Annotated in this window: 18 protein-coding genes; 9 read left to right on the top strand and 9 right to left on the bottom strand. The window is 33.5% G+C overall.

What is annotated here, in order from left to right; genetic code table 11:
* Window positions 1-22: 22 nt before the first annotated feature.
* Window positions 23-1,132 carry a Fic family protein gene (locus tag ACHRVX_RS10560; protein WP_395331966.1) on the bottom strand — a complete coding sequence of 370 codons (1,110 nt, stop codon included), beginning with the start codon at window positions 1,130-1,132 and terminating at the stop codon, window positions 23-25.
* 145 nt (window positions 1,133-1,277) lie between these two features.
* Here ACHRVX_RS10560 and ACHRVX_RS10555 point away from each other — a divergent pair, with 145 nt between their 5' ends.
* The 3 genes from ACHRVX_RS10555 to ACHRVX_RS10545 are packed head-to-tail and all read left to right on the top strand — an operon-like array spanning window position 1,278 to window position 5,010.
* Window positions 1,278-2,168: an energy transducer TonB gene (locus ACHRVX_RS10555; RefSeq protein WP_395331964.1), complete on the top strand. Its 891-nt coding sequence runs from the start codon at window positions 1,278-1,280 to the stop codon at window positions 2,166-2,168.
* Window positions 2,169-2,187: 19 nt separating this feature from the next.
* On the top strand, window positions 2,188-3,975 hold the full coding sequence (locus ACHRVX_RS10550; protein WP_395331962.1) for a 1-deoxy-D-xylulose-5-phosphate synthase: 1,788 nt from the start codon (window positions 2,188-2,190) through the stop codon (window positions 3,973-3,975).
* Between the two features lie 33 nt (window positions 3,976-4,008).
* Entirely contained in the window at window positions 4,009-5,010 is a 1,002-nt protein-coding gene (locus ACHRVX_RS10545; RefSeq protein ID WP_395331960.1) for a DUF3078 domain-containing protein, read from the top strand.
* Window positions 5,011-5,111: 101 nt separating this feature from the next.
* Here the strand turns inward: ACHRVX_RS10545 and ACHRVX_RS10540 are convergent, their stop codons facing one another.
* Both ACHRVX_RS10540 and ACHRVX_RS10535 read right to left on the bottom strand, forming a co-directional pair.
* Window positions 5,112-6,458 carry a deoxyguanosinetriphosphate triphosphohydrolase gene (locus ACHRVX_RS10540; RefSeq protein ID WP_395331958.1) on the bottom strand — a complete coding sequence of 449 codons (1,347 nt, stop codon included), beginning with the start codon at window positions 6,456-6,458 and terminating at the stop codon, window positions 5,112-5,114.
* A gap of 301 nt (window positions 6,459-6,759) precedes the next feature.
* A complete protein-coding gene (locus ACHRVX_RS10535; protein WP_089477889.1) occupies window positions 6,760-7,221 on the bottom strand; it encodes an Lrp/AsnC family transcriptional regulator in 462 nt (153 codons plus the stop codon).
* A gap of 157 nt (window positions 7,222-7,378) precedes the next feature.
* Here ACHRVX_RS10535 and metE point away from each other — a divergent pair, with 157 nt between their 5' ends.
* Window positions 7,379-9,700, top strand: a complete 2,322-nt coding sequence (metE, locus tag ACHRVX_RS10530; RefSeq protein WP_395331956.1) for a 5-methyltetrahydropteroyltriglutamate--homocysteine S-methyltransferase — start codon at window positions 7,379-7,381, stop codon at window positions 9,698-9,700.
* A gap of 293 nt (window positions 9,701-9,993) precedes the next feature.
* On the opposite strand, the gene ACHRVX_RS10525 is transcribed toward metE, so the two are convergent.
* A complete protein-coding gene (locus tag ACHRVX_RS10525) occupies window positions 9,994-10,299 on the bottom strand; it encodes a hypothetical protein (RefSeq protein ID WP_395331954.1) in 306 nt (101 codons plus the stop codon).
* A gap of 171 nt (window positions 10,300-10,470) precedes the next feature.
* Here ACHRVX_RS10525 and ACHRVX_RS10520 point away from each other — a divergent pair, with 171 nt between their 5' ends.
* The 3 genes from ACHRVX_RS10520 to ACHRVX_RS10510 all read left to right on the top strand — a co-directional run bounded on the left by ACHRVX_RS10520 (window position 10,471) and on the right by ACHRVX_RS10510 (window position 12,745).
* Window positions 10,471-10,887, top strand: a complete 417-nt coding sequence (locus ACHRVX_RS10520; protein ID WP_395331952.1) for a helix-turn-helix domain-containing protein — start codon at window positions 10,471-10,473, stop codon at window positions 10,885-10,887.
* 367 nt (window positions 10,888-11,254) lie between these two features.
* Complete coding sequence (locus ACHRVX_RS10515) at window positions 11,255-11,959, top strand: hypothetical protein (RefSeq protein WP_395331950.1); 705 nt, start codon at window positions 11,255-11,257, stop codon at window positions 11,957-11,959.
* Between the two features lie 3 nt (window positions 11,960-11,962).
* The gene (locus ACHRVX_RS10510) at window positions 11,963-12,745 is read left to right on the top strand and encodes a hypothetical protein (RefSeq protein ID WP_395331948.1); all 783 of its coding nucleotides are present in this window, start codon (window positions 11,963-11,965) and stop codon (window positions 12,743-12,745) included.
* Between the two features lie 97 nt (window positions 12,746-12,842).
* Here the strand turns inward: ACHRVX_RS10510 and ACHRVX_RS10505 are convergent, their stop codons facing one another.
* The 3 genes from ACHRVX_RS10505 to ACHRVX_RS10495 all read right to left on the bottom strand — a co-directional run bounded on the left by ACHRVX_RS10505 (window position 12,843) and on the right by ACHRVX_RS10495 (window position 18,382).
* Window positions 12,843-13,430: an outer membrane beta-barrel protein gene (locus ACHRVX_RS10505; protein ID WP_395331946.1), complete on the bottom strand. Its 588-nt coding sequence runs from the start codon at window positions 13,428-13,430 to the stop codon at window positions 12,843-12,845.
* Between the two features lie 197 nt (window positions 13,431-13,627).
* Entirely contained in the window at window positions 13,628-17,299 is a 3,672-nt protein-coding gene (locus ACHRVX_RS10500; RefSeq protein ID WP_395331944.1) for a T9SS sorting signal type C domain-containing protein, read from the bottom strand.
* 501 nt (window positions 17,300-17,800) lie between these two features.
* Window positions 17,801-18,382, bottom strand: a complete 582-nt coding sequence (locus ACHRVX_RS10495) for an outer membrane beta-barrel protein (protein WP_395331942.1) — start codon at window positions 18,380-18,382, stop codon at window positions 17,801-17,803.
* A gap of 145 nt (window positions 18,383-18,527) precedes the next feature.
* On the opposite strand from ACHRVX_RS10495, the gene gldA reads away from it, so the two are divergent.
* Window positions 18,528-19,424 (top strand): gliding motility-associated ABC transporter ATP-binding subunit GldA, encoded by an 897-nt coding sequence (gene gldA / locus ACHRVX_RS10490; protein ID WP_395331940.1) that lies wholly within the window; start codon window positions 18,528-18,530, stop codon window positions 19,422-19,424.
* Window positions 19,425-19,956: 532 nt separating this feature from the next.
* On the top strand, window positions 19,957-22,080 hold the full coding sequence (locus ACHRVX_RS10485; RefSeq protein ID WP_395331938.1) for a TonB-dependent receptor domain-containing protein: 2,124 nt from the start codon (window positions 19,957-19,959) through the stop codon (window positions 22,078-22,080).
* A 283-nt stretch (window positions 22,081-22,363) separates the two neighbouring features.
* On the opposite strand, the gene ACHRVX_RS10480 is transcribed toward ACHRVX_RS10485, so the two are convergent.
* Together ACHRVX_RS10480 and ACHRVX_RS10475 are read right to left on the bottom strand one after the other, a co-directional pair.
* The gene (locus ACHRVX_RS10480; protein ID WP_395331936.1) at window positions 22,364-23,524 is read right to left on the bottom strand and encodes a PepSY-associated TM helix domain-containing protein; all 1,161 of its coding nucleotides are present in this window, start codon (window positions 23,522-23,524) and stop codon (window positions 22,364-22,366) included.
* 134 nt (window positions 23,525-23,658) lie between these two features.
* Window positions 23,659-24,882 carry a DUF4374 domain-containing protein gene (locus ACHRVX_RS10475; RefSeq protein ID WP_395331934.1) on the bottom strand — a complete coding sequence of 408 codons (1,224 nt, stop codon included), beginning with the start codon at window positions 24,880-24,882 and terminating at the stop codon, window positions 23,659-23,661.
* Window positions 24,883-24,891: the final 9 nt, after the last annotated feature.

The raw sequence follows: 24,891 nt of genomic DNA, 5'->3' as shown, positions 1-24,891 counted from the left end.
ATATGTCTTAACTTTTATTTGCTTATTTATTTAACAAGTTCAAATCATACGCTCGATTTCTACCTTCTCCTCTTGGTATTAGAATGTTTTTTTCTGCTAAATCCTGCAAATCTCTTGTGGCTGTTGCCCGTGAAGTTTTAGTTATAGAAATATATTTTATAGCTGTTATTCCACCCACAAAACCAGAAACGCCGTTTTCGAACATTTTCAAAACAACTTTTATCTGTCTTTCATTCATTATATTTTTAAACTGATCTATAAATTTGCTTTTATTTAATGTAAACAGAACAATTTGCTTCGCATTTTTTTGTGATTCTAAAATCAAGGTAGAAAAATATAAAATCCAATCTGTAACGTCACTGCTTCTCTGCGCTTGTTTTAAAGATTGATAATACATTTTTTTATTTTGTTCAATAGTACTTGAAATGCTCATTAAAACTGGGCGATTCAAAGATTCAGAAAGACATTTTTCGGCAATAGCCCTGCCAATTCTTCCATTTCCATCCTCAAAAGGATGAATGCTTTCAAAATACAAATGAGAAATAGAAGTTTTAATTAATGCTTTTTTTATATCATTTACTTTTACCTCAAAATCATGATACCATTTAATAAATTTTTCCATTTGAACAGGCACTTGATCTGAAGGCGGAGCTTCAAAATGAACAATTTCGTGATTGTAATTACCTGAAACAATTTGCATAGGTTCTTCGGCAGTTCGATAATCGCCCGGACTAACGCGTTTTGAATATTCCATCAAAATAGAATGCCATTGTTTTATGGTGGATTCATCTAGTTTATCAGAATAAGAATTTCGAACCATTACCATTAATTTCGCAATTCCTTGCGAATTTTTGTCTCTGATTTGATCATAAGTTTCGACTATTCCCAAATTTTTCTTGATGGAAGACATGATATCTTTTCTGCTAAAAAATTCGCCTTCGATTTCTGAAGTTTTAATAGCTTCCGAAATCATAAATTGCAAAATAGTTTCCTGCTGGATAGCAGTTGGTAATGAATCCAAAAGTCCCTTTACTTCTCCACTTTCAAATGCAAATTCTATACATAATGAATCTATTACAGTATCGTTATATACAAATTTTCCCCAGTCTGGTAGTTGCCAATTGTATTTCATGAGGCGATTAATTAAAATAATTGCCTCAAATATAGCGATTTTTTGAGGCGATTAATAGATTTAATCGCCTCATGTTTCAAACAAAATCATTTTTCAAACACTTTAATATGTATTTTTCATTACATTTAAATCCTGATATTCAAACATGGAAAGAGATTTTAAAATAACCATTCCCAAACCCTGTCATGAAAACTGGGACACAATGACGCCTAGAGATAATGGTCGGTTTTGTATGAGTTGTTCTAAAACTGTTGTGGATTTTACGACGATGTTACCGGATGAAGTTCAGCATTTTTTTATCCAAAATAAAAATACTAGCATTTGCGGAAGATTTAAGAAATCTCAATTAGATACAATAACCATCCAAATTCCAAGTCGCGTTTTATATACACAAACGCACTATAGTAAAATGTTTTTACTGGCATTGTTTATTGCTATGGGAACAACTTTGTTTAGTTGTGCGGATAAGGATGGGAATAAGAAAAAAATTGATAAGATAGAAGTTGTTCAAGATGTTGCACCTGTAGAACAAATTTCTGTTGGCAAGTCAAAAATCAGTACTTTAAACGACACTCTTTTACTGCCCCCACCTCCGCCAAAAGTAGATCAGGTTAAATTTGTGAAACCTTTATATAAAGATAAAAACAAAAAAGCAAAAATAAATTATGTGGAAAAAATTGCTAAGGATTCTATTGTAGAAGATGAGACTATATTTATGGGAGCAGCAATTGAAACGTCGCCATGTTATTCAGGAGGAATTAGTAATTTTTATGATTTTTTCATAAAAGAATTTAAATTGCCAGAAGGAGCTGAAAATTTTAAAGCGCCTATTATAGTTTCATTCGTTATAGGGAAAGACGGTTCATTGTCCTCTTTTAATATTCCAAAAGAGACAGATCCACAATTAGAAGCAGAAATAATTCGTGTTTTAAAATTGTCGCCAAAATGGATTCCCGGCGAACAAAACGGTAAAAAAACCAGTACGAAATATAGCGTAGAAATTATCTCCGACAAAAAATTAAATTTAAAAACGTAAATTTGCTTTTTACCAAACAATGAAAAGCAACTTACTTTCAAACATAAATAATCCCGCTGATTTACGCTTGCTTCTTGAAGCGCAACTTCCTGAAGTTGCTCAAGAATTAAGGCAATTTATTATTGATGTTGTTTCTGTTAAAGAAGGACATTTAGGTTCAAGTTTAGGTGTAATCGAATTGACAATTGCTTTACATTATGTTTTTAATACTCCCGAAGATTTATTGGTTTGGGATGTGGGACATCAGGCTTATGGACATAAAATACTGACCGAAAGAAGAGAAAATTTCCATACCAACAGACAAATAGACGGCATTTCAGGTTTTCCTAAAAGAAGCGAAAGTGTTTACGATACTTTTGGCGTAGGACATTCCTCAACTTCAATTTCTGCGGCACTGGGAATGGCAATTGCATCTCAGTTAAAAGGGGATTATGACAAACAACATATCGCTGTAATTGGTGATGCATCGATTGCATCCGGAATGGCTTTTGAAGGTTTGAATCACGCTGGTGTTACTGATGCGAATGTTTTAGTGATTTTAAATGATAACGCTATTGGGATCGATCCGAGTGTTGGCGCATTAAAAAAATACCTGACTGCTGTTAAAAACGGAAAAAACCCGCGACAGAATAATATGATCAAATCATTGAATTTTGATTATTCGGGACCAATTGACGGGCATGATCTCCCTGCTTTAATTAAAGAATTAAAGAGATTAAAAAATATAAAAGGACCTAAGTTTTTGCACATTGTAACGACAAAAGGAAAAGGTTTACAACAAGCTGAAGAAAATCAGGTAAAATATCATGCTCCCGGAAAATTTGACGCTTCAACCGGAGAAATTCATTTAAAATTTGAAGAAAATCTTCCTCCTAAATATCAGGATGTTTTTGGTTTAACCATTTTGGATTTAGCCAGAAAAAATGATAAAATTATCGGGATTACGCCTGCAATGCCTTCCGGAAGCTCATTGAAGTTTATGATGGACGAAATTCCGGAACGCGCCTTTGATGTGGGGATTGCAGAACAACACGCTGTAACCCTCGCTGCCGGAATGGCAACCCAGGGAATGATTGTATATTGTAATATTTATTCGACTTTTCTGCAACGTGCCTATGATCAGGTGATTCATGATGTGGCTTTACAAAATTTACCGGTTATTTTTTGTTTAGACAGAGCAGGTTTAGTTGGTGAAGACGGTGCAACACATCACGGTGTTTTTGATATTGCTTATTTACGGGCAATTCCCAACATGATTATATATGCTCCACTTAATGAAATTGCGTTACAAAATATTTTATATACTGCTCAATTAGGTCTAAATCATCCTATCGCAATTCGATATCCAAGAGGTCGCGGCGTTATACCAAATTGGGAAGTAGAAAATTTCGGACATTATCAAGAAATAAAAATAGGCGAAGCACATCTTTTAAAAGAAGGAACAAAAATTGCTGTTTTATCTACCGGAACAATCGCAAATAATGTGACTTTAGCCATTAATGAAACCAGGAATCCTGAAGCAATTGCCCATTACGATTTTCCATTCATTAAACCATTAGATATCAATTTATTAAATCAAATATTTTCTGCTTTTGACACTATAATTACTATTGAAGACGGCACTATAAACGGCGGTTTCGGAAGCGGTGTTTTAGAGTTTGCAGCATCAAAAAACTTCAGGAATAAAGTAAGAATTTTGGGTGTTCCGGATGTATTTATTGAGCACGGAAGTGTAAGTCAGCTACAACAATTGTGCAAAATAGACGTTAAAAGTTTGATAAATCTTTTTTCAAACGAGACAAAATAATTATTTTGCACTACCAAAAAAACTGAAATTCTAATGAAATTATTGCGTTCTACCCTTTTGCTTCTATTGCTTTTGTGTACCTCACATAACTTTGCTCAAATTATACAAACCACTTTAGCGCCAAATGAATTACCGCCGCCTCCATCAAACTGGACTAAGAAAAATCAGGTAGGTTTTGATATTTCCGAAATTGCTTTCGTGAACTGGAGCGCCGGGGGAACAAGCTCGATTTCCGGTCTTTTTAAAGGCGAATTTAATAGAACTTATGTAAAAGGAAATCATAAATGGGTAAATGAACTTATTGTAAAATATGGTTTAAATAAACAGGATGGTACTGAACTTAGAAAAACAGATGACGCTCTTATGGTGAATTCTACTTACGGATTCAGAAAAGATACACTTTCAGACTGGTATTACTCGGCTAAATTCAATTTTAATACTCAGTTTACTGATGGATACAATTATCCAAACAGAGATATTGCAATTTCCAAGCCTTTTGCACCAGCTTATGTATTTTTAGGAGCTGGAGCTGAAAACTCAAATAAAGATAAAAACAGGGTGTTTTATTTCTCTCCTATTACTTTAAAAACCACTTTGGTTTTAGATCAGACTTTAGCAGATCAAGGATCTTTTGGTGTTAAAAAAGCAGTTTATATGACAGATCCTGCAAATCCTGACAATGAAATCCTAATCGAAAACGGACAAAAAGTAAAGGCGGAATTTGGTATTTTATTAACCGGATATATGAAAAATGAGATTTATAAAAACATTTTCTATGAGAACCGTTTAAGCTTATATACTGATTATCTGAACAAATTTGGGAATGTCGATGTTGATTATGATACTCGTCTAGATCTTGTGGTTAATGCTTATGTAAAAGCAAATGTAGGTGTTCATTTAGTTTATGACGATGATATCAAAACCAAAGTGGATGTGATTGATCCGGTTACAGGATCAACCTCTCAGGTTAACGACGGACCAAGAGCTCAGTTACGACAAGTTTTAGGTGTTGGTTTGGTCTATACTTTCCAATAAATAATCTTATTTGCTCAAAACATTTAAGCAATAAAAAACACCACATAGAAACATTGTTTTTATGTGGTGTTTTTCTATTTTAAACTATTCTATAGATTGACTTAATTTTTTTTCCTTCCGTTTATAGTTTCGAATAATTCCAGCGCATTTCCATCTGTTAAAAGAGAAACATAATGACAAATGTGTAATAAACGTTCGTATAAATTCGTTTTCTCCAGATGATGCTTTTCAGGCAACATTTTCAAAATCAATTTATCATAGTTTGAAGCAGTTCCTTCAAAGTTATTATTAAAAGCAGTTATAAATTTATCCAGTAAAGTCTGTATGATTTGATAGCCTACAATTTCTTTTTCGATAACCTCGCGGCTCTGATAGATTTTATCAACGCTTAATTTGATAATATCATCCATTTGGGCTTTGTATTTACTTTTATCTGTTAAGGCAAAAGGAAATTGTCCGGCAAGAATAGCTTCTTCATTTTCAACAAAAACATTTACCGCATCATTGATTAAAGTTCCAATTGCCAGAGCGCGCAAATAACTAATTCTATCCTCTTTAGTCGTTAAAGTCTTGTATTTAGCAACACCAATATTATCTTTTACGAGTTTTATTAAATATTCAAGAGCATAATCTTCAGATACTAAACCTAAATTTATACCATCTTCAAAATCTATAATGGTGTAGCAAATATCATCTGCCGCTTCTACTAAATAAGCTAAAGGATGTCTTTCAAAACCAATATCGTCTCCGGATTTATTAGCAATCATTCCCATATCTTTTGCTACTTCTTCAAAAAATGATTTATCCGTCTGGAAGAAACCATATTTTTTATCGGCAATACTATTTGTGGGTCTTTTAGGCAAGCTTTCTTTTGGATATTTCATAAAAGCTCCTAAGGTTGCATACGAAATTCTAAGTCCTCCTTCAATTCCCGGACGACTTGCTGTAAGAACCGAAAATCCGTTTGCGTTTCCTTCAAAATCAATTAAATCCTGCCATTGTTTTGCTGTTAACTGCTCTTTATATTTTAGTCCGTTTCCTATTGAAAAATATTCTCCAATGGCTTTTTCACCGGAATGTCCAAAAGGCGGATTCCCAATATCGTGTGCCAAAGAAGCCGCTGCTACAATTGCACCAAAATCATTCATATGATAACCGTGAATTTCTTTTAAATGCGGATATTTCTCAATGATCTTTTTTCCAACCAAACGTCCCAGCGAGCGTCCTACAACCGAAACTTCTAAACTATGCGTTAATCTGGTATGGACAAAATCTATTTTTGAAAGCGGAATAACCTGCGTTTTATCTTGTAGTGATCGAAATGCTGATGAAAATATAATTCTGTCATAATCAACCTCAAAACCCAATCGGGTATCATCTTGTTCTACACGTAATCTCTTGCTTGTATCGCCTTGGCGTTTAAGTGATAAAAGTTGTTCCCAGTTCATTTTGTTATTTTAGATATCAGATTTTAGATTTTAGATTGAGTATCTTACGTCAAAAATACGTTTTATTTTATTATTTTATCAAAACAAAATACACTTCTAACGCTAATAATTATAAGTAAAACTTGCTTAAAAAATTATTTAACACATAGAAACATAGATTTTAAATTGAAGTTAGAGGAGTTTTAAAAAATCATGCTTTTTCACATAGCACTATGCGATTTATTTTGAGTGAAACATCTTTTTATGCCAGTTTAGCTATGTCTCTATGTGTTCAAAATTAAACGCAAGAAACTTGAAACTATTAAAACTCTAACGCCGTACTGTGTTTAATTTCTCCCATTACAAAAATGCTGTTCGTATTGCCTATGTTTTCTATTGTCGATAATTTATTCATTACAAAATCCTGATAACTCGCCATATCCTGAACCAGAATTTTAAGCATAAAATCATAATCACCGGCAATATTGTAGCATTCTATAATTTCAGGAAGTGCAACAATATCTTTTACAAAATTACTTCCTACATTTTTTGCGTGCTCTTTTAAACGAACGTTACAAAAAACGATCATGCCGCGATTCATTTTTTTCTTATCCAGCAACGCCACATATTTGGTAATATATCCGTCTCTTTCTAACCTTTTGATTCGCTCATAAACTGGCGTAACAGTCAGAAATAATTTACTTGCAAGGTCTTTTGTATTGATATTTGAGTTTTCCTGAAGGTATTTTAATATCAGCAAATCGGTTTTGTCCAGGTTTTCCATAGTTTTTTTTACGGCTAAAGTTCTCTTAAAAAGGTTTTATCAGTAATATAATCTTCAAATTATTGAATTCAAAACACTATTTACTTAAATAATAGTCAAATATAAGTTATAAAACCTAAAACAATAAATTTGTTCAGTAAAAAATACTGAAACAAAAATGAAAACAAATAATTTAGGTTATCCAAGAATTGGTAGCAACAGAGAATTAAAAAAAGCATGCGAATTGTATTGGGCAGGGCAACTTTCGGTGGATGAATTACTTCAGACCGGAAAAGACATTCGTCGCAAAAACTGGCATTTACAAGCAGAAGCCGGAGTAGATCTGATTCCGTCTAATGATTTTTCATTTTATGATCAGGTATTAGATTTGACTTTAACATTAGGCGCAATTCCGCAGCGATACCACGAACTGGCAAAAACAAACTCCTCAATTGATTTGTATTTTGCAATGGCAAGAGGCGCTCAAAAAGACGGTCAGGATGTTGTGGCAATGGAAATGACAAAATGGTTTGACACCAATTACCATTATATTGTTCCTGAATTTACGAAGAACCAAAAATTCGAATTGTTTTCAGAAAAAATAATCAATGAATTCAAAGAAGCAAATACCTTAAAAATCGCTACAAAGCCAGTTTTAATAGGACCAATTTCGTATTTACTTTTAGGAAAAGAAAAAGAAGAAGGTTTTCACCGAATTGATCTTATCGATAAATTATTGCCTGTTTATTTTGAAATTTTCGAAAAACTACAAACCGAAAAAGTAGAATATATTCAGCTTGACGAACCTTTCCTGGCTTTAAATTTATCTGATAAGGAACGTAATACTTTTACAGAAGTATATAATGAAATCAACATTCGTTTCCCGAAAATCAAAATCGTTCTCGCGAATTATTTTGACTGTTTTGGCGAAAACCTTGAAACAGCATTGGCTTTGCCGGTTGATACTTTTCACCTTGATTTAGTACGTTGTCCATCACAATTAGATGATATTTTAGAATCCGGAAAACTGGCTGAAAGCGTAAATCTTTCTTTAGGAGTAGTTGACGGACGAAATATCTGGAAAAATGATTACAAGAATTCTTTGGCATTAATCAAAAAAGCAACCGATGCATTGGGAGAAAACCGAATTCTCGTTGCGCCATCCTGCTCTTTAATTCATAGTCCTTGCGATCTGGATTTAGAAACAAATGACGAAACGCTTACGCCGGAAATTAAACAATGGCTGGCTTTTGCCAAACAAAAAGTAAACGAAATTGTTGTTTTAAAACAATTAGCATCAAACGAAGTTATTGCTCAAAATTCTGTTGCTTTTGAACGAAATACAATTGCAAATGACAATCGTAAAACCTCAACATTAATTCATAATAATGACGTTAAGGCACGTGTCGCCGGAATTACAGCAACTGATGATCAACGTAAAAGTAACTTTGCTACAAGACGAAAAAGCCAAATCGAAGCTTTGAATCTTCCGTTATTCCCTACAACCACAATTGGATCTTTTCCTCAAACAGCCGAAGTAAGAAGCTGGAGAGCAAAATTTAAAAAAGGAGAATTAACGACAGAAGAATACAACGAATTAATCGAAAAAGAAACCGAAGCGACAATTCGTTTTCAGGAAGAAACCGGCATTGATGTTCTGGTTCATGGTGAGTTTGAACGTAACGATATGGTGGAATATTTTGGGGAACAATTGTCCGGTTTTACCTTTACAAAAAATGGCTGGGTACAAAGTTATGGTAGCCGCTGCGTGAAACCTCCCGTAATTTACGGTGATGTTTCAAGACCAAACCCAATGACGGTAAAATGGTCAAAATATGCACAATCCCTAACCTCTAAATTGGTAAAAGGAATGCTTACAGGTCCTGTAACTATTTTGCAATGGTCGTTTGTTCGTAACGATCAGCCTCGTTCTGAGACTTGTACGCAAATTGCTCTTGCGATTCGTGATGAAGTTGTCGATCTTGAAAAAGCAGGAATTAAAATCATTCAAATTGATGAACCAGCGATTCGCGAAGGTTTGCCTTTAAGAAAAGAAGAATGGGCAAATTACCTGGATTGGGCAGTGAAAGCGTTTAGAATTTCGGCAAGTGGCGTTCATGACGATACGCAAATTCACACGCATATGTGTTACAGCGAATTCAACGACATTATCCAGAATATTGCTGACATGGATGCCGATGTGATCACAATTGAATGTTCGCGCTCGCAAATGGAACTTTTAGATGCTTTTGCTAACTTTAAATATCCTAACGAAATTGGTCCCGGCGTTTACGATATTCACTCGCCACGCGTTCCTTCAAGTGCCGAAATGGTGCGTTTGCTGGAAAAAGCTTCGGCAGTAATTCCTGTTGATCAATTATGGGTAAATCCTGATTGTGGTTTAAAAACACGTCATTGGGATGAAACTAAAAAAGCCTTGATCGAGATGGTTGCCGCCGCTCAGGAAATGAGAGCAGCCGTTGAAAACCCTGTTACTTAATAATTTTTTTTAGATATATTTTTGTTTTTTAGTGTCAACTGGTGGAGTCGAAGTTCTTGTAGTTATGAATTAGTTTCGACTTCACCTTTGTTGGCATTTTTGCATTTTGGGTTTTTGGTCTCTTCTGAAAATTTTAGTTTTCAAAACACCTTTTGTCCCGCTATCCGCTATATCTATTTTGGCGAACCCCGCCAAAACAGGATATCGCTTCTATCGGGGCTAGATGAGAAATTTTGTTTTTAAAATACTTTTTAGAGAAAAACACAAGATAATCATGTCAACACAACACGATTTTAAGAATGTGTTATCAACATTTGATTGAGTTCGCCTAAAAGTTCAAATTCATCCAAAGGAAACATTTCGATTATCATTTCTAAAATAAGAGACACATTTATTAACTGACTTTTATTTGCATCATGCTCCAACGCCAAAACACACATTTTTAGCATATTGGTAATTAAACAACCAAGCTCATAATAATCCAGTTTTTTTATTTTAGTTTCAACTTCTAATTTGTCATCGACAGGTTTTAAAGTATTGATATACGAAGAAAGTATTTTTTTAAGATGCTGTAATTTTTTGATTTCGTTAATTTCCATAATTATATATTTTGTTGTTTTTTACTATAAGTAAAATCGTACTTTTGTTTACCGATTCAAAACTAATCAATAGATTTTGAGGTAGCGAACTATTTAGAATTGTACGCCACTAATGCATATTGTATTTTACCAAAAGAAAAGTTTTACAGAATTTTTAAATATCTTTGAATTATGAGCACAGCAACAAAACCAAAACACATTGGCAGAAATATTAGCCGAATCAGAGAACTTCGTGGAATGAAACAAGAATCTCTCGCAATTGCAATTGGTGTAAGCCAACAATCTGTTTCGAATATTGAAGGAAGCGAAAATGTTGATGACGAAAAATTAAATGCTATTGCCGAAGTTTTAGGTGTTTCGGCTGAGGCAATTAAAAATTATAGTGACGAAACTGTTCTTAATAATATTCAAAATAATTATGAAGGATCAGTTATTAATAGCGGCCCAACCGTAAATCACAATTGCAACTTCAATCCTTTAGACAAATTAATTGAAGCTTACGAAGAAAATAAAAAATTATATGAGCGTTTGTTACAATCGGATAAAGATAAAATCGAATATTTAGAAAATTTCATAAAAACGAAATAGCTTTTATAAGATATATTTAAAACAAAAAGAGACTTTCGAGTCTCTTTTTTGTTTTAAAGAAATTGTGTTAATCCCTAAAATACGGTATTGTATATTATCACTTTATTGCGTATATGCTTTAAATAATCAAGAACTTTATAATTAAATGCTCTAAAAATCTTATTGCCCACTGTCAAAGGCGAAATTGAACATTTAAAAAAATTTAATAAACCAGAATAGCTTTTTTAAAGCTTAAAAAAAAGAGAATCACGACTCTTTTTTTATTTTATTCAAAATTATGTTAATCACTAAAACACGGTATTGCAGGTGAATCATTTTGCACGTATCATTACTTAAAATAAGTAATAGCTTACAAAATTAATTAGCCATGTTTAAAAACTTTGATAACTTTCATACTTTTGACAATTTTAAGATAGAGGAAGATCTAGGACAATATTCTTCATATTCAGCTTATAACAACGATTTATTACGTCTAGTAGATTTTTACGGACGAACTCCATTTGATTGGTATCGAAATAAAAAAACGGGCGAAATAAAGTGGCTTGACGGAAAAGCTAAAATTGACCATTATTCTAATTTAGGACATACTTGGGGCAAAACCTTTAGTAACAACAACAGAATATTACTGGACGGAGACACGAAAAAAATATATTATAACGGAGAAGTAATCCATAACTTCCAGAAAAAGAAATCATCATTTTTTAGTGGAGGATATGCATTATCTGACGGAGGAGCGTTTCAAAATCCCGGTGCTTTACCAAAAGGCGGAAGAAATGTTACATGGATTGATTTTGGCGGTGTATTTGACTTTCTTATTGTTTTACTGGCATTTGAAAAGAGCGGCACGACAAGTTCCCCAAAAGGAAAAGGAACAAACGGAGGAAAACGAACAATAGATAATAAAAACGATGATGTGATGAATGCTTTTGATAATGGTGCGAATGCGGCAAAGGAAATAAGGGAGTTGAAAAAGGGTAAAATTGATATAGAAAAAGGGAAAACTACAGATTCCGTAACTATTTTTAATTATGAGAATGGAATATTTATTAATAAAGAGCGTAAAGCAAAATAAACAATGACAAAAAAGAACATAATAATTATAGCTACACTATTCACTATGATATTGTCTTTCATACTGTTGTTTTTTCTCTATAAAGCTGAACATACAAATGTATTAAAGCAATATGATGCTGAAACAAAAGAGACAACAACGTTGGAATACATCCTCAAAAATGGAGACACTATTTTTCATGGAAAGTTTGTTAATTACAATGAAAAAGGAAATAAAATATATGAAGGTAAGTTTGTTAATGGGCACATATCCGGTAAAAGTTTTTCTTACTTTGATAACGGCACAGTAGAATCAATACATTATAGAAAAAATATCAATATAATACAAGAAAGTACATACAATCATCCCAATGGAAAGATTATGAAATATATGATGTACGATGATTTTGGTATACTTGATTTTTTAATTCGTTATGATGAACTTGGTAATATGAAAAGCTACGAAGGTTTACCATTAATAGAAATTTACCAATATAAAATAGCAAACAAAGAACAATTTAAAACAAAAATTGAACAACATCTTAAAGTTGGAGATACTTTAAAACAGCATTATTTAATAGCGAATATCCCAAATGCTAAACGTACTCTTAAAATAGAAAATCAAGGCGTTGACAATACAAAAGTGTACCGAACAATCAAAAAAATATCTCAAACTGGTCTTGAAGTAAAAGAAACACTAATCAAAAAGGGAATCAATAAAATAAGAACTATCGTTAAATATGAATTTAATGATAAAAGAAAGTCGGTTATTAATGATACGGTTTCTTTTGAGGTTGAGGTTCATTAACCCATATATCTCATAAACAGCTTTCATTAGAACTTTTCTATAAATTAAAACAAAAAACACCCCAATTGGAGTGCTTTTTTATGGAATGTAACTAAGATTAAAAATTCTTTGAAATCCCTACAGAAAATGCTTTTCCAAAGGAAACCTCGAAATTTTTAACTTTATTTCCATCTACATTTTCTCCGTCTATATTCAGGGTATTATAGCCTAAACCTCCAATATTAAAGTTTAAACCAAATCCTTTACTCACATTGATAAAGATCGCCGGAGTAATACCAATATAAAAACCATTCCCTTCAGTTTCAGACATTCCAATATCTGTAGCGTTTGTAGATTTTCTTTTTTGATAACCAGCACCTAAATCAGCATACGCGGCAAAAGTTTCGCTTATTGGTTTAGAATAACGTAAAAATCCACCTATTGAAAAGTCTGTAGCTTTACTTTCGGCAAACACACTGTTTTGCTTTGAATTACTAAATGCTGATTCAACTCCAGCCGTCCAGTTCTCGTGAAACTGATACCCCACTTTAGGTGAAAAAGCAAAATTATGGCTTTTGGTTTCTAAATTAGAAACCGATAAATTCTGAGAACTGTAAGTAACATTTCCCATAACTAAAATTGTTCCCTTTTGGGCATTTGCAAAGCTAATCATAGCTAATGCAAGAATAAGTAGCATTTTTTTCATATGTAATAATTGTTTAAATTTCACATATACATAACAACAAAAATACCAACATTTAAATGTAAGACATTTATTAACAATTTGTTAAAACCACTAGGCTTTCAATTGAACTTTAATGATGCTTTTAAATTTTTTACAAACAATAAAAAAGCCACTGGTCTTTCGATAAGTGGCTTTTGAATTTTCTAATCTTTTATAATTTAATAAATTATTTTTTTTGTTTTGACTTCATTATTATCCAAAACTACTTTGACCACAAGAACCTGATTGCTTCTTGTTACAACATTATCGATAATTAATTTAGAATCTCTAACTCCGTCTTTCTGGTAGATTAAGTAACCTGATACATCATAAACAAAAACCTTATTGATATTATGTTCTTTATTTTCAATATTAATCACTTTGTTTGCAGAAGTGATTGAAATTTGGTTTTGAGCTGATTTACTTGTTTCTACAATTTCAGGACTATTATCAATTGTTCCTCTAGCTCCTGAAGAATTAATAACAAGAGTTATTATTGGACCACTTCCCTGACAAAAAGTACCATTAGCATATATTGCGCCTTTATAAGTTCCAGCTGGAACATTTGCAGGTATCACAATACCAGTTATAGTACCACCGCTTGGAGAAAAAGTAAATGGAGTACTTGCCTGATCTGCTAATGACGCCGCATTTGCAGCAGTATCCCAATCAATTACATATCTTACCGGCTGATTAAAGATACCAATATAATTTAATGTTGTCGTTTGCGAGCTGGTACTTGCAGTAACAGTAGTTACAACTCCATTAGTATTAACAGTAGCATATCTTTCCAAATTCACATTAAAAACTATTGAGGTACTTACGAGACCGTTTGCATTTTTTACAGTCAATGTACCCTGATAAGTTCCGGACGGTTCTGTATGTGGAACCGGAACATCAATTCTGGTTGAATTCAATACAGCATCAGTAACTGGTACAAAAGTATTGGGTAATGATGAATTCCAAACTATACTAAATGTCGTAGGGCTTCCTGTTGTTGCGGTATATGGCAATGCAACATAGTGCTGATAATTATAATTATCCAGACATCCATCTACTGTAGAAGATGAAAGGGTGATTGTTGGTGCTGCTGCTGGATTAACCGTAATAGTTACATATTTAGAATTTAAAGCACAAAAAGCTCCTTCAACAATCAAAGTACCAGTATAAGTTCCTGGCAGCACATTAGCCGGAACCACAACATTATCTATAAATCCACTTCCTGGAGAAAAGTCAAATGCAGTAAAGGGCTGATTTTGCAATAAAGCAGCATTTGCTTCGGCATTCCAATCAATACTATATCCCAAAGGATTAGCAAAAACAGTATCATATTCTAGTGTTGTAGTTTGTTCACTGGCACTTGTGGTAACAGAAGTTATGTTTCCATTCGTCTGAAAATTAGGAGTTGTTTCTACATTTGCAGTAATTAGTATAGGATTACTAACATTACCATTGGCATCTTTTACAGTTAATGTTGCCTGATAAGTCCCATCGGCTGTGCCTACAGAAACTGAAACGTCAATTGGACTTTCAGGCAATACGGCATCTATAACTGATGGAATAGTATTAGGAGGTGATGAACTCCAGACTAAACTATATGTTACAGGGTTTCCTGTTGTCCCGGTATACGGTAACGCACCATAATAACTACTGCTTCCACAAATTGATATTGTATTGCTTGCCAGAGTTATAGTAGGTAAATCCTGTACTGTAACAGTTGTTGGTTCAGAATAGGCAAAAGGACAAAGTCCTTTTCGAACAATCGCTCTAAATTGTGTCGTTTCTGTTAATGGTCCTGAAGTATAGGTAACATTTGTATTATCAATTTCTGTCCATTCTGTAAAAGGACTTACAGATGATTCCCAGGCTACGACAGTTCCTGTCTGACCAGAAAGTGTCAATAAACCACTTGTGCTTCCGGAACCAATAGTTGCACCACCTGTAACGGTACCTCCAACTGCTCCTGATGTTATTGTTATGGATATTGTCTGAGCTCCAAAACAAAGCCCATTAAATATATAGAGTATTCCTGTATAGGTTCCTGGTACAACATTTGCCGGCACTTTGATATCGAGAGAACCTCCATTAGGATCAAAAGCATAGTCCGTAGAAAGTTCATCTTCAAATAACGCATCATTTGCCTGACCACTCCAATCAATAGAATAACTTGTAGGATTAACAGTTGTGCCTGTGTATTCTAAAGTTGAAACTTGTGCAATGTTAGTACTACAAGTCGCAGAAACTACTCCATCTGTAATAAGGGAGCCAGGCGCATTTATAGGTACACTAAAATTATAGCCCGTACTAACGCCTCCACCTGCATTTTTCACAGTCAATGTCCCTGTGTAAGTCCCGGCAGCAATACCCGCAGGAACAGCGATCGTTATTGGACTATCTTCCATGGCTGCATCTGTAACCGCTGCAAAATCATTTGCTGGTAATGAATTCCAAACTATACTATACGTTGTTGGAGAACCAGTTGTTGCACTGTATTCCAAAAATGTAGTTTGCGCATTAGTATTTAAACATCTGGGAATTGTTGAGGCTGATAATGTTATAGTTGGTCTTGGATTTACTGTAACCGTTGTTGGCTCAGAATTTACAACACTACAAACACCACTTTGAACGACAGCTCTAAATTGAGTCGTTTCTGTTAAAACTCCTGAAATATAGGTAGTAGTTGTATTAGCAATATCTGTCCATGTTGTAAACGGACTTACAGATGATTGCCACTTAACAACTGATCCTGTATGACCTGACAAATTTAATACGCCACTTGTGTCTCCTGAGTTAATTGTAGTACCTCCTGTAACTGTGCCTCCAACTGTTGCCGGCGAAACTATTACTGTAACCGTATTATTGGTTGTAATAGTAGAAGAACAAGTCTCTGAAGTAAGTTTGGTAATTGTTATAGTACTAGAACCTGCGGTCGTTAGTCCCCCAACTGTAAAAGTTCCTGTTCCTGCTGTACTAACCGTTAAATTTGCAGTTAATGCTGTAGCACTTGGAATGCTTCTATTATAAGTTACTACATAATTACCAACTGGCAAAGCCCCTGCTGTAGATATTAATGTCACTGTAGTTGTTGAACCTGTCGAAGAACAAACATCTGTAGCTGATGTACTTGAGATATTAAAAACAGGACAAGTGTACGAAATAATAACCTGTCCCGCGCCACCGGTTCCGCCTGACTGAGCAGCACCCAATGCAGAATTTATTCCTCCGCTACCTGCTCCTCCGGGAGCTGAGCCTGAACTTCCGGCTGCATTACTAAATATTAAACCAGAAACAGCTGCACCTCCGGCACCACCTGAATTTGCTCCATTACCACCTGCACCGGATGAAAGTAATAAACCTAATAGATTCCATGAATTACCATTTCCTCCGTTTGCACCTGCAAATTTAGTAGAGCCAACAGAAGCTGCAACTGTTCCCCCAATTCCTCCTGATGGAGTGCCGCCTGCATTATTGGCTGAACCGCCTGATCCTCCGGCTGCTAAAATAGAGGATTCAAAACCTGTAATAGTAGAGTTTCCTCCTGCTGTACCATTTCCGGTCGTTCCGGAAGTCTGACCTGCAACGACAACATTTAAAGTTGCTCCGGCGGTAACCGAAATAGCAGCGCTCGCAAAAGCACCTCCGCCTCCACCGGCTGCACCTCTTCCTAATAGTAACGGAGCACTACTGGCACCTCCGCCAGATCCGCCACCACCCCAGGCCTGAACATTAATACTGGTTACACCTGCGGGAACAACAAATGCTCCACTGCCGGTAAATGTTTTCATAGATCCTGATTGACCCCACGAATACGTAATAATAAAAACGAGTAAAAAACATAATTTTAGTCTCATAATAATAATTTTTAAGGATTAAAAAATTAAATTTTGGTAATTATGAGGCGTGTACTAAAGAAACTATCGAAATAAGTAGAATAAATAGTTCTTTACTTTTACGGGGTATTATTTCACAAATCACTCATTAACAATGAGTTGAAAGCTTGTTTTGTGAATTTAACAAATAAACATATAAATATCGTGTATAATTTCGTACTTTTTTATACGCTTGAACAGATATCGTAGTATTATTCTTTATTTATTAACAATTTTTATAATAAAAAATTACAATTAGCGTTTATCGATAAAAAATAAGTTTTATATTACATTTATTTTGTTCGATTTTTCTAAAATTCATCAATATACCCCTTATATAGAATAAGTTATAAGATTATCATCTTAATCAGCGGTAATAGTACCATCAATAAATAGTAGAGTTTAACATTAACGACACTGTTTAAAACAAAAAAAGCATCCGACGACGCGGATGCTTTCTGAAATTGAATCTATAATTTAAGATTAGAAGTTTTTAGAAACTCCAATATTAAATGTTTGCCCAAAGTTGAAGTAGAATTTACTGTAATCAGCACCGTTATTATCATAACTTAGTGTTTCATATCCTAAACCACCAATGCTAAAGTTTAAACCAAAACCTTTTTTCATATTGATAAAAAGAGCTGGAGTTACACCCACATACATTCCATCTGCTTTAGATTTTGAGAACGCGTTTCCAGGACCGTAGATTTTAGATTTTGCATTTTGAAAACCTGCACCCATATCAGCAAAAATGGAGAAAGTCTGGCTCAATGGCACTGCATAACGTACAAATGCTCCAATTTTAAAATTGTTGTTTTTTTCTTCAATAGTACCATTGTCATCATTAGCTGAAGCCACTGTAAATTCACCCCCAACAGTCCAGTTGTCATTAAATTGGTAACCAACTTTAGGAGAAAAGCTAAAGGTATTTGTTGTTGCTTCACCAAATTGAAATTCTGATTTTTCAGAAGTGAATCCAATGTTTCCACCAACTAAGATTGTTCCTTTTTGTGCATTTGCAAAGCTAAACATAGCTAAAGCCAGAATAAGTAAAATTTTTTTCATTATAAATTATTTTTTTAATTACTACTGCTTTAACAATAACGGTGCCGTTGCACTTGGGCTTTGTGATTTTTTTATGATTTCTTTAAAAGACAAAAATTTAGAAATGAAGACTATTTCTGTTTACTTTTGTAGCAAATAAATATTCATGTCGATAGAAGTAAACAACATATCAAAAAGTTACGGAACGCAAAAAGCGCTAAATTCAATTTCGTTTTCTATTCAAAAAGGAGAAATCGTAGGATTTCTAGGGCCTAACGGAGCGGGAAAATCTACATTGATGAAAATTTTGACTACTTATTTATTGGCAGATGATGGCTCAGCCCTTGTAAATGGTCACGATGTCATGACAAATGCAAAAGCTGTTCAACGTTCTATTGGTTATTTACCGGAGCATAATCCGTTGTATCTGGATTTGTATGTTCGTGAGTATTTGGCTTTTAATGCCGATGTTTATAAGGTTGAAAAATCAAGAATTGAAGAAGTAATTCAACTGACAGGACTGTCAGCCGAAAGCCATAAAAAAATTGGACAGCTCTCAAAAGGATATCGCCAGCGCGTGGGACTTGCGAATGCTTTATTACACAATCCTGATGTTTTAATTCTGGATGAACCAACTACCGGACTGGATCCTAATCAGTTAATGGAAATTCGTAATGTTATCAAAAATGTTGGGAAAGATAAAACTGTTTTTTTATCCACTCATATCATGCAGGAAGTCGAAGCCATTTGTGACCGTGTCATAATTATTGACAAAGGACAAATTGTTGCCGATAAAAAATTAGATCATCTGGTATCCGAAAATAAAGAACAAGTAATTGAAGTAGAATTTGATTATCAGATCGAAGAACAACTTTTAGCCAAACTTGAAAATATTACTTCTTATAGAAATATTCACGATATGACATGGGAACTAACTTTTGTTGCTGAAAAAGATATGCGTCCGGCTATTTTTGATTTTGCCAATGCAAATGGTTTAAAAACATTGCAACTTAATCAGAAAAATAAAAATCTGGAAGCAGTTTTTAGAGAAATTACTAAGTAGTTTTTAGTTTACAGTCTCAGTTTACAGTCTCAGTCTACAGTCTCAGTCTACAGTCTCAGTCTCAGTCTACAGTCTCAGTCTAGAATAATTCCAATACTTTTTTAAAACTAAAAAGTATTGGAATTATTATTTTACCTTCCTTCTTAGTCATAAAGAACACCTTTATTTACTGAGTTTTTGTCTCAAATTCCTCATTTATTTTAAATATCATATTTTTTATCAAATTGCGAATAACTTATTATCAATAGGTTATATTTTTTTCTGCCAAATTTTAATTATTTTTATTTAGACTTGATATAAATAGTGTTATATTTGAAAACTGAAACTTCAAAAATACCACTTCGATGTACTCCGTATTCCGATTTATCAAAACCTGTTTTCATAAGCTAATAAGCCGTATTCTGCGCTTTCGCGAAAAACTTTCTGATAAACTGGAACGAATTGTTTTAAAATAGAGCGAGACTGTTTTAAACAATTGAAAGTGGATTGCATTAAAATCAATTATTAATTCCCAAAAAAACAATCTAATATCATGAAGAATTTTATAACATCAATTATGCTCGCATTTTCGGTTTATGGATACTCACAAACAGAAAAAGAAACCGACAGTATTGTTGAAACCTCTATCAATGTTTTAGATGAAATTGTAATTACAAAAAAGAAAGTTTTATATACTCAAAAATCAGATCGATTGGTTTTTAATGTTGAAAATAGTATTGTGTCTGAAGGCGGAACTGCATTAGATGTTTTATCACGCGCTCCGGGAGTTGTAGTGTCTCAGGATGGCGAATTATCTATTCGCGGACAACAAGGCGTTGGCGTCATGATAAATGGTAAATTAACGCAGCTTTCTCAAAAGGAACTGGCGAATTATTTAAAATCTACTACCTCATCGAATATTAAACAAATTGAGGTAATTACAAATCCTTCATCTAAATATGATGCAACGGGAAAAGCGGGAATTATTAATATCATATTAAAGAAACCAAATGCCGGCGGACTTAAAGGAACTGTTTTTACCAATTACGCAAGAGGAAGAAAAAACAGAACAAATTCTGGTGCCAACTTAAGCTACAACAAAGAAAAATTTGGTGTTTACGGAAATTACAGCTACACTTTTAGAGGTGAAGAAGAACGTAAAGAATTCGATCAAAATCAATATACTGATGCAAATCGTCAAACCATTTTGATAAAAAATCATCAAACTTCGACTACGGATGAACCTTTGACTTCAAACAATTTTAAGATAGGAACTACTTATGAAATCACTCCTAAAACTAATTTAGAATTTTATGTTGATGCAAAATTAGGTCGGTACCAAAACATTGCTAATGGTCGAAATACAGTAGTAAATGCATTAGATGAAATTCAATTTGATGCTTCAACTTACAACGACAGCAAAGAGAAATGGAATGATTACACTTATGCTTTTTCCGGAATTCATAAATTTAATACTGAAGGAAAAAATATGTCTTTTGATTTTGAATATGAAACTTCAAAATTCAGGTCAAATCAGTTTCAGAGTGCTACAAACATAGACGCTTCTAATGCAAATGCTATTAATGACCGAAGAGGTTTTATCCCATCACAATTAAAAGTTTTTACCGGAAAAATTGACTTTACAAATCCATTAAAGGAAAAGCAATCTATAGAATGGGGATTTAAAGCCAGCGTTAAAAACAATGATAATCCATCTGTTTACGAATACAAAACAAATAATCAATGGATTGTTGATCTTAACTCTACCAATCATTTTGAATATAAGGAACAAATTTATGCGGCTTATGCCAACTATAAATATCAAATGGAAAAATTGAATATTCAGGCAGGTTTACGCTCCGAATATACTGCAATAAACATTTTACAAAAAACGCTGAATGAAGAGCATAAAGACGATTATTTAAAATGGTTTCCAAGTGTTGCCATGAAATATGAATTGAGCAGCAATCATTCGCTTCATGCATCCTACAGTAAAAGAATCAACAGACCAAGCCAGTTCGATTTGAATCCGTTTCGTTTCTACGATGATTCATTCAACTATTCTCAGGGAAATCCTAATTTAGTTCCTGAAATTACACATTCAGCAGAGATTGGTTATGCGTGGAAAAGTGCTTTTATGGCTTCATTATATTTTAGTAAAAACAAAGATGTATTTACAGAAGTTTACGTTTATAATCCTGCTGATAATACTACGGTTACATCACAAATCAATGTAGACAAATCATACAATTACGGTGTGAATATTACCAATACAGCCGAAATTTATAAATGGTGGTCCGTCAATACGCTTTTTAATATTTTCGAAAATAAATTTATGGGCAATGTCGTCAATACAGAAAAAATTGACCCAATAATCACTTTGAATTTAAGCGTACAAAATTCATTTACAATAACTGAAAGCTGGAAAGCCGAAGCAAATGCACAATACCAGTCAAAATCGAATCTTGGTATTTATGAAAGAGATTCGTTTTTTGATTTCAGTATTGGGATTTCGAAACAGGTACTTGCTAAAAAAGGAAATATCAAATTGAATGTTACCGATATTTTCAACACTAATAATTTCCACATCAATTCGGTTATAGCACAAACGAGTATCAATAAAAGATATGATCTTGATAACCGTATTGCTACGATAGCGTTTACATATAGAATCTAATATTTTGAGTCTTTAGTTTCCCTTGTTTTTTGTTTTTTTTGATGTTAGTTAAGAGCCTGTTGTAGTTAGCGGGCTCTTTTTTTAGTCAATAAATCAATTAGTTAATATTGTGAAGAATGGCACGCTTATGACGCGGATTTAAATGGATTTATGCTGATTTATTTTTTTTATTTTATTGCTATATATTCAATATTGTCAGACAAAAATCATTTCTATAAACAATTCGTTACTCATTGTTATCTTACTTATTAAACAAGAAAAAGTTAAACAAATAAACTCAGAGTTACATTTTTAATTTTTGTTTTTTCTTTCTTCCCCACCAGATATAAAACCCGGTAACAGGTAAACTGGCACATACTAAACTAGCCATAGAATAAATAATCTTAGTGGTTATTCCTCCTATTGCACCAATATGAAGACTATAATTAGATCGCATTAACCACATTGAAAAACGTTCGTCGTTGATATATTTATGCGAATTAGGAAGTAATTCTAATGTTTGTGAATTAAAATATAAATCTCTCCAGACTCCTTTATTCATATCGGTACAAGCGTAAAAATCGTCTTTGGGCTCATCCGGAAAATGAATGATTACGGCTTCTTTATTTTCTTTGGCAATTTCTGTTCTTACCTTTTTCCAGATAAAATCGGCTCCGGCCAAATTATCTAATTCTTGTTTCGATAAATTGTCTTTTTTAGTTGCAGCAACTTGTTCTTTCTTGTCCTTTTCATCTGCCCATCCACCAGCTATCCAATAGGTGCTTTCACGTAACCAATGAAAACTCATCAACAAACCGCTAAAAGCAATAAGCATGGCTAAAATCAGTGTATAAAATCCCATTACATTGTGCAAATCATAATTCAGTCGTTTGAACTTTGCATCCCATTTTATTTTAAAACTACTGTTTCGGGTGGTTTTATTCCATTTTTTCGGAAACCAAAGTATCAATCCGCTTATCAACAAGAAGAAAAAAATTACTGTTGCCCAGGCTGTTATTTGAGAACCAATCTCACGATCCAGCCAAAGATTACGATGTCCTTCATCCATAAAATGAAAGAAATCTTCATGATGAACCATTCCGGTAATTTTACCGTTATACGGATTTACATAAATCAAGGAATCTGATTCGATATCAACTTTAATTGATTTGTCTAAACCATTATACCAGAGTCCATGAATTTCTTTATTGGGCAATGCTTTATGCACAGCAGCATAAATTTTTGAAGGCGGTAATAATTTGTCCGGATTTTGAGCTTCGACATTTAAATACGGCGATGTTAGCGCTTTTATTTCTTGTTCAAAAACCAAAATACAACCGGTAATTCCCATAATAAACACGATAATTCCTGAAGCCAGGCCAAGCCATAAATGAAGCCAGGCGTTGATTTTGCTGAAACGCGATTTTTTACTTTTTTGATTTTTTGATGACGATGAAGAAAACATATTTAAAAGAGTATAAAAGATAAAAACCACAAGCCATCAAAATGACTTGTGGTTCAAAAAATAATTTAGTATTTTAATTTAATGATAGTAATTGAACCAATTAATCAAATAAAAAAACAAGTATTTTATTTAGATTATTTCAAATTATCTAAACGTAAAATATAATCGTAACCACCTATAATTTCTACACCCGGAGTTACAGCGCCTGTTGTAGTATTCACTTCCCAAACATAATCTTTAGTGGTTTCAGCATTCACCTGAATAAATACTTTACCATTAGATACAATTACATTTTGCAATTGACTTCCTTTGTCTGCAGGTAAATCTAATTTTTGAATTACCGAGCTTGTAGCTATATTGATTAAAGCAAATTTAGTATTAAACAATGTAGAAGGACTTGCTGCTACTATTTTTGAATCTACGTATTTAACAATAGCTTTACCATTACCCACATACCAAAATCCATTAGCAGTTTCTCCTCCTAAAGCAGTACCAAGATTAAAATTATAAGAAGCGTCTATTGCACTTGTACCTTTTTTAATTCTAAATATTTTTGTTGGACTTTCTTTAGCAGTCATCCAATCTGCAAAAAACATCATATAAACATCACCAGCCTCATCTGTACAAGATGTTGGCATCCACATATTAGATCCTCCATTACCATCAGCATCAGCGCTTTCGATAATTTTTTCAACAGCAAAACTTGGATAATTTACTACTGCAATATTCATTCCTGATTCTGCAAGTGCCGGCCAAACCCCCATGTTTGAGAATGCTACATATAGTTTTCCGTTTGAATATTCAATATTACCCTGATTATAAGTTTTATATCCTGTTGGAATTGCAGGCAAAGCCAATTCTCCATTTTTAATTTCAAGCGTTGTGGCATTTACAACAGTATATAATACTTTGTTTCCATCACCATTTGTACCAAACAATAATAATGTATTGTCATCTACCCAAGTATAACAATTTATGGCTTTTTGATACGTATAAGGAACTTCTTTTACAACAGCTAATTGATTGTTTTTGAATTCGAATTTGGTCATTTTACCAAAGTTAGAACTTGTACTTGGATAGTAGTAAAAGCCATTTTTAGCAATAATTCCATAATCTGCCTTGCTTGTAACTTCGGCACCATTACCTACTAAACTTACACTGCCTTTTGATAAATCATCAACTCCTACAATGTATTGAGTTGTATTGGGCCAGCTCCCTAATTGCAGCCAAAGTGCGTAATCAGCTTTTCCATCATCAGCAGTACTGCCAGAATCATCATTGCTGGAGCAAGAACTAGCTGTACCCATAATCAATGTACTTAGAAATAGAAAATAAAAGGGTTTAATAAATTGTTTCATGTTTAAAAT

Source organism: Flavobacterium sp. FlaQc-47, assembly GCF_044006475.1.
In the GTDB taxonomy this organism is placed as follows: Bacteria; Bacteroidota; Bacteroidia; order Flavobacteriales; family Flavobacteriaceae; genus Flavobacterium.
The sequence above is the reverse complement of the archived record's forward strand: the minus strand, read 5'-3'. Positions and strand labels throughout refer to the sequence as shown.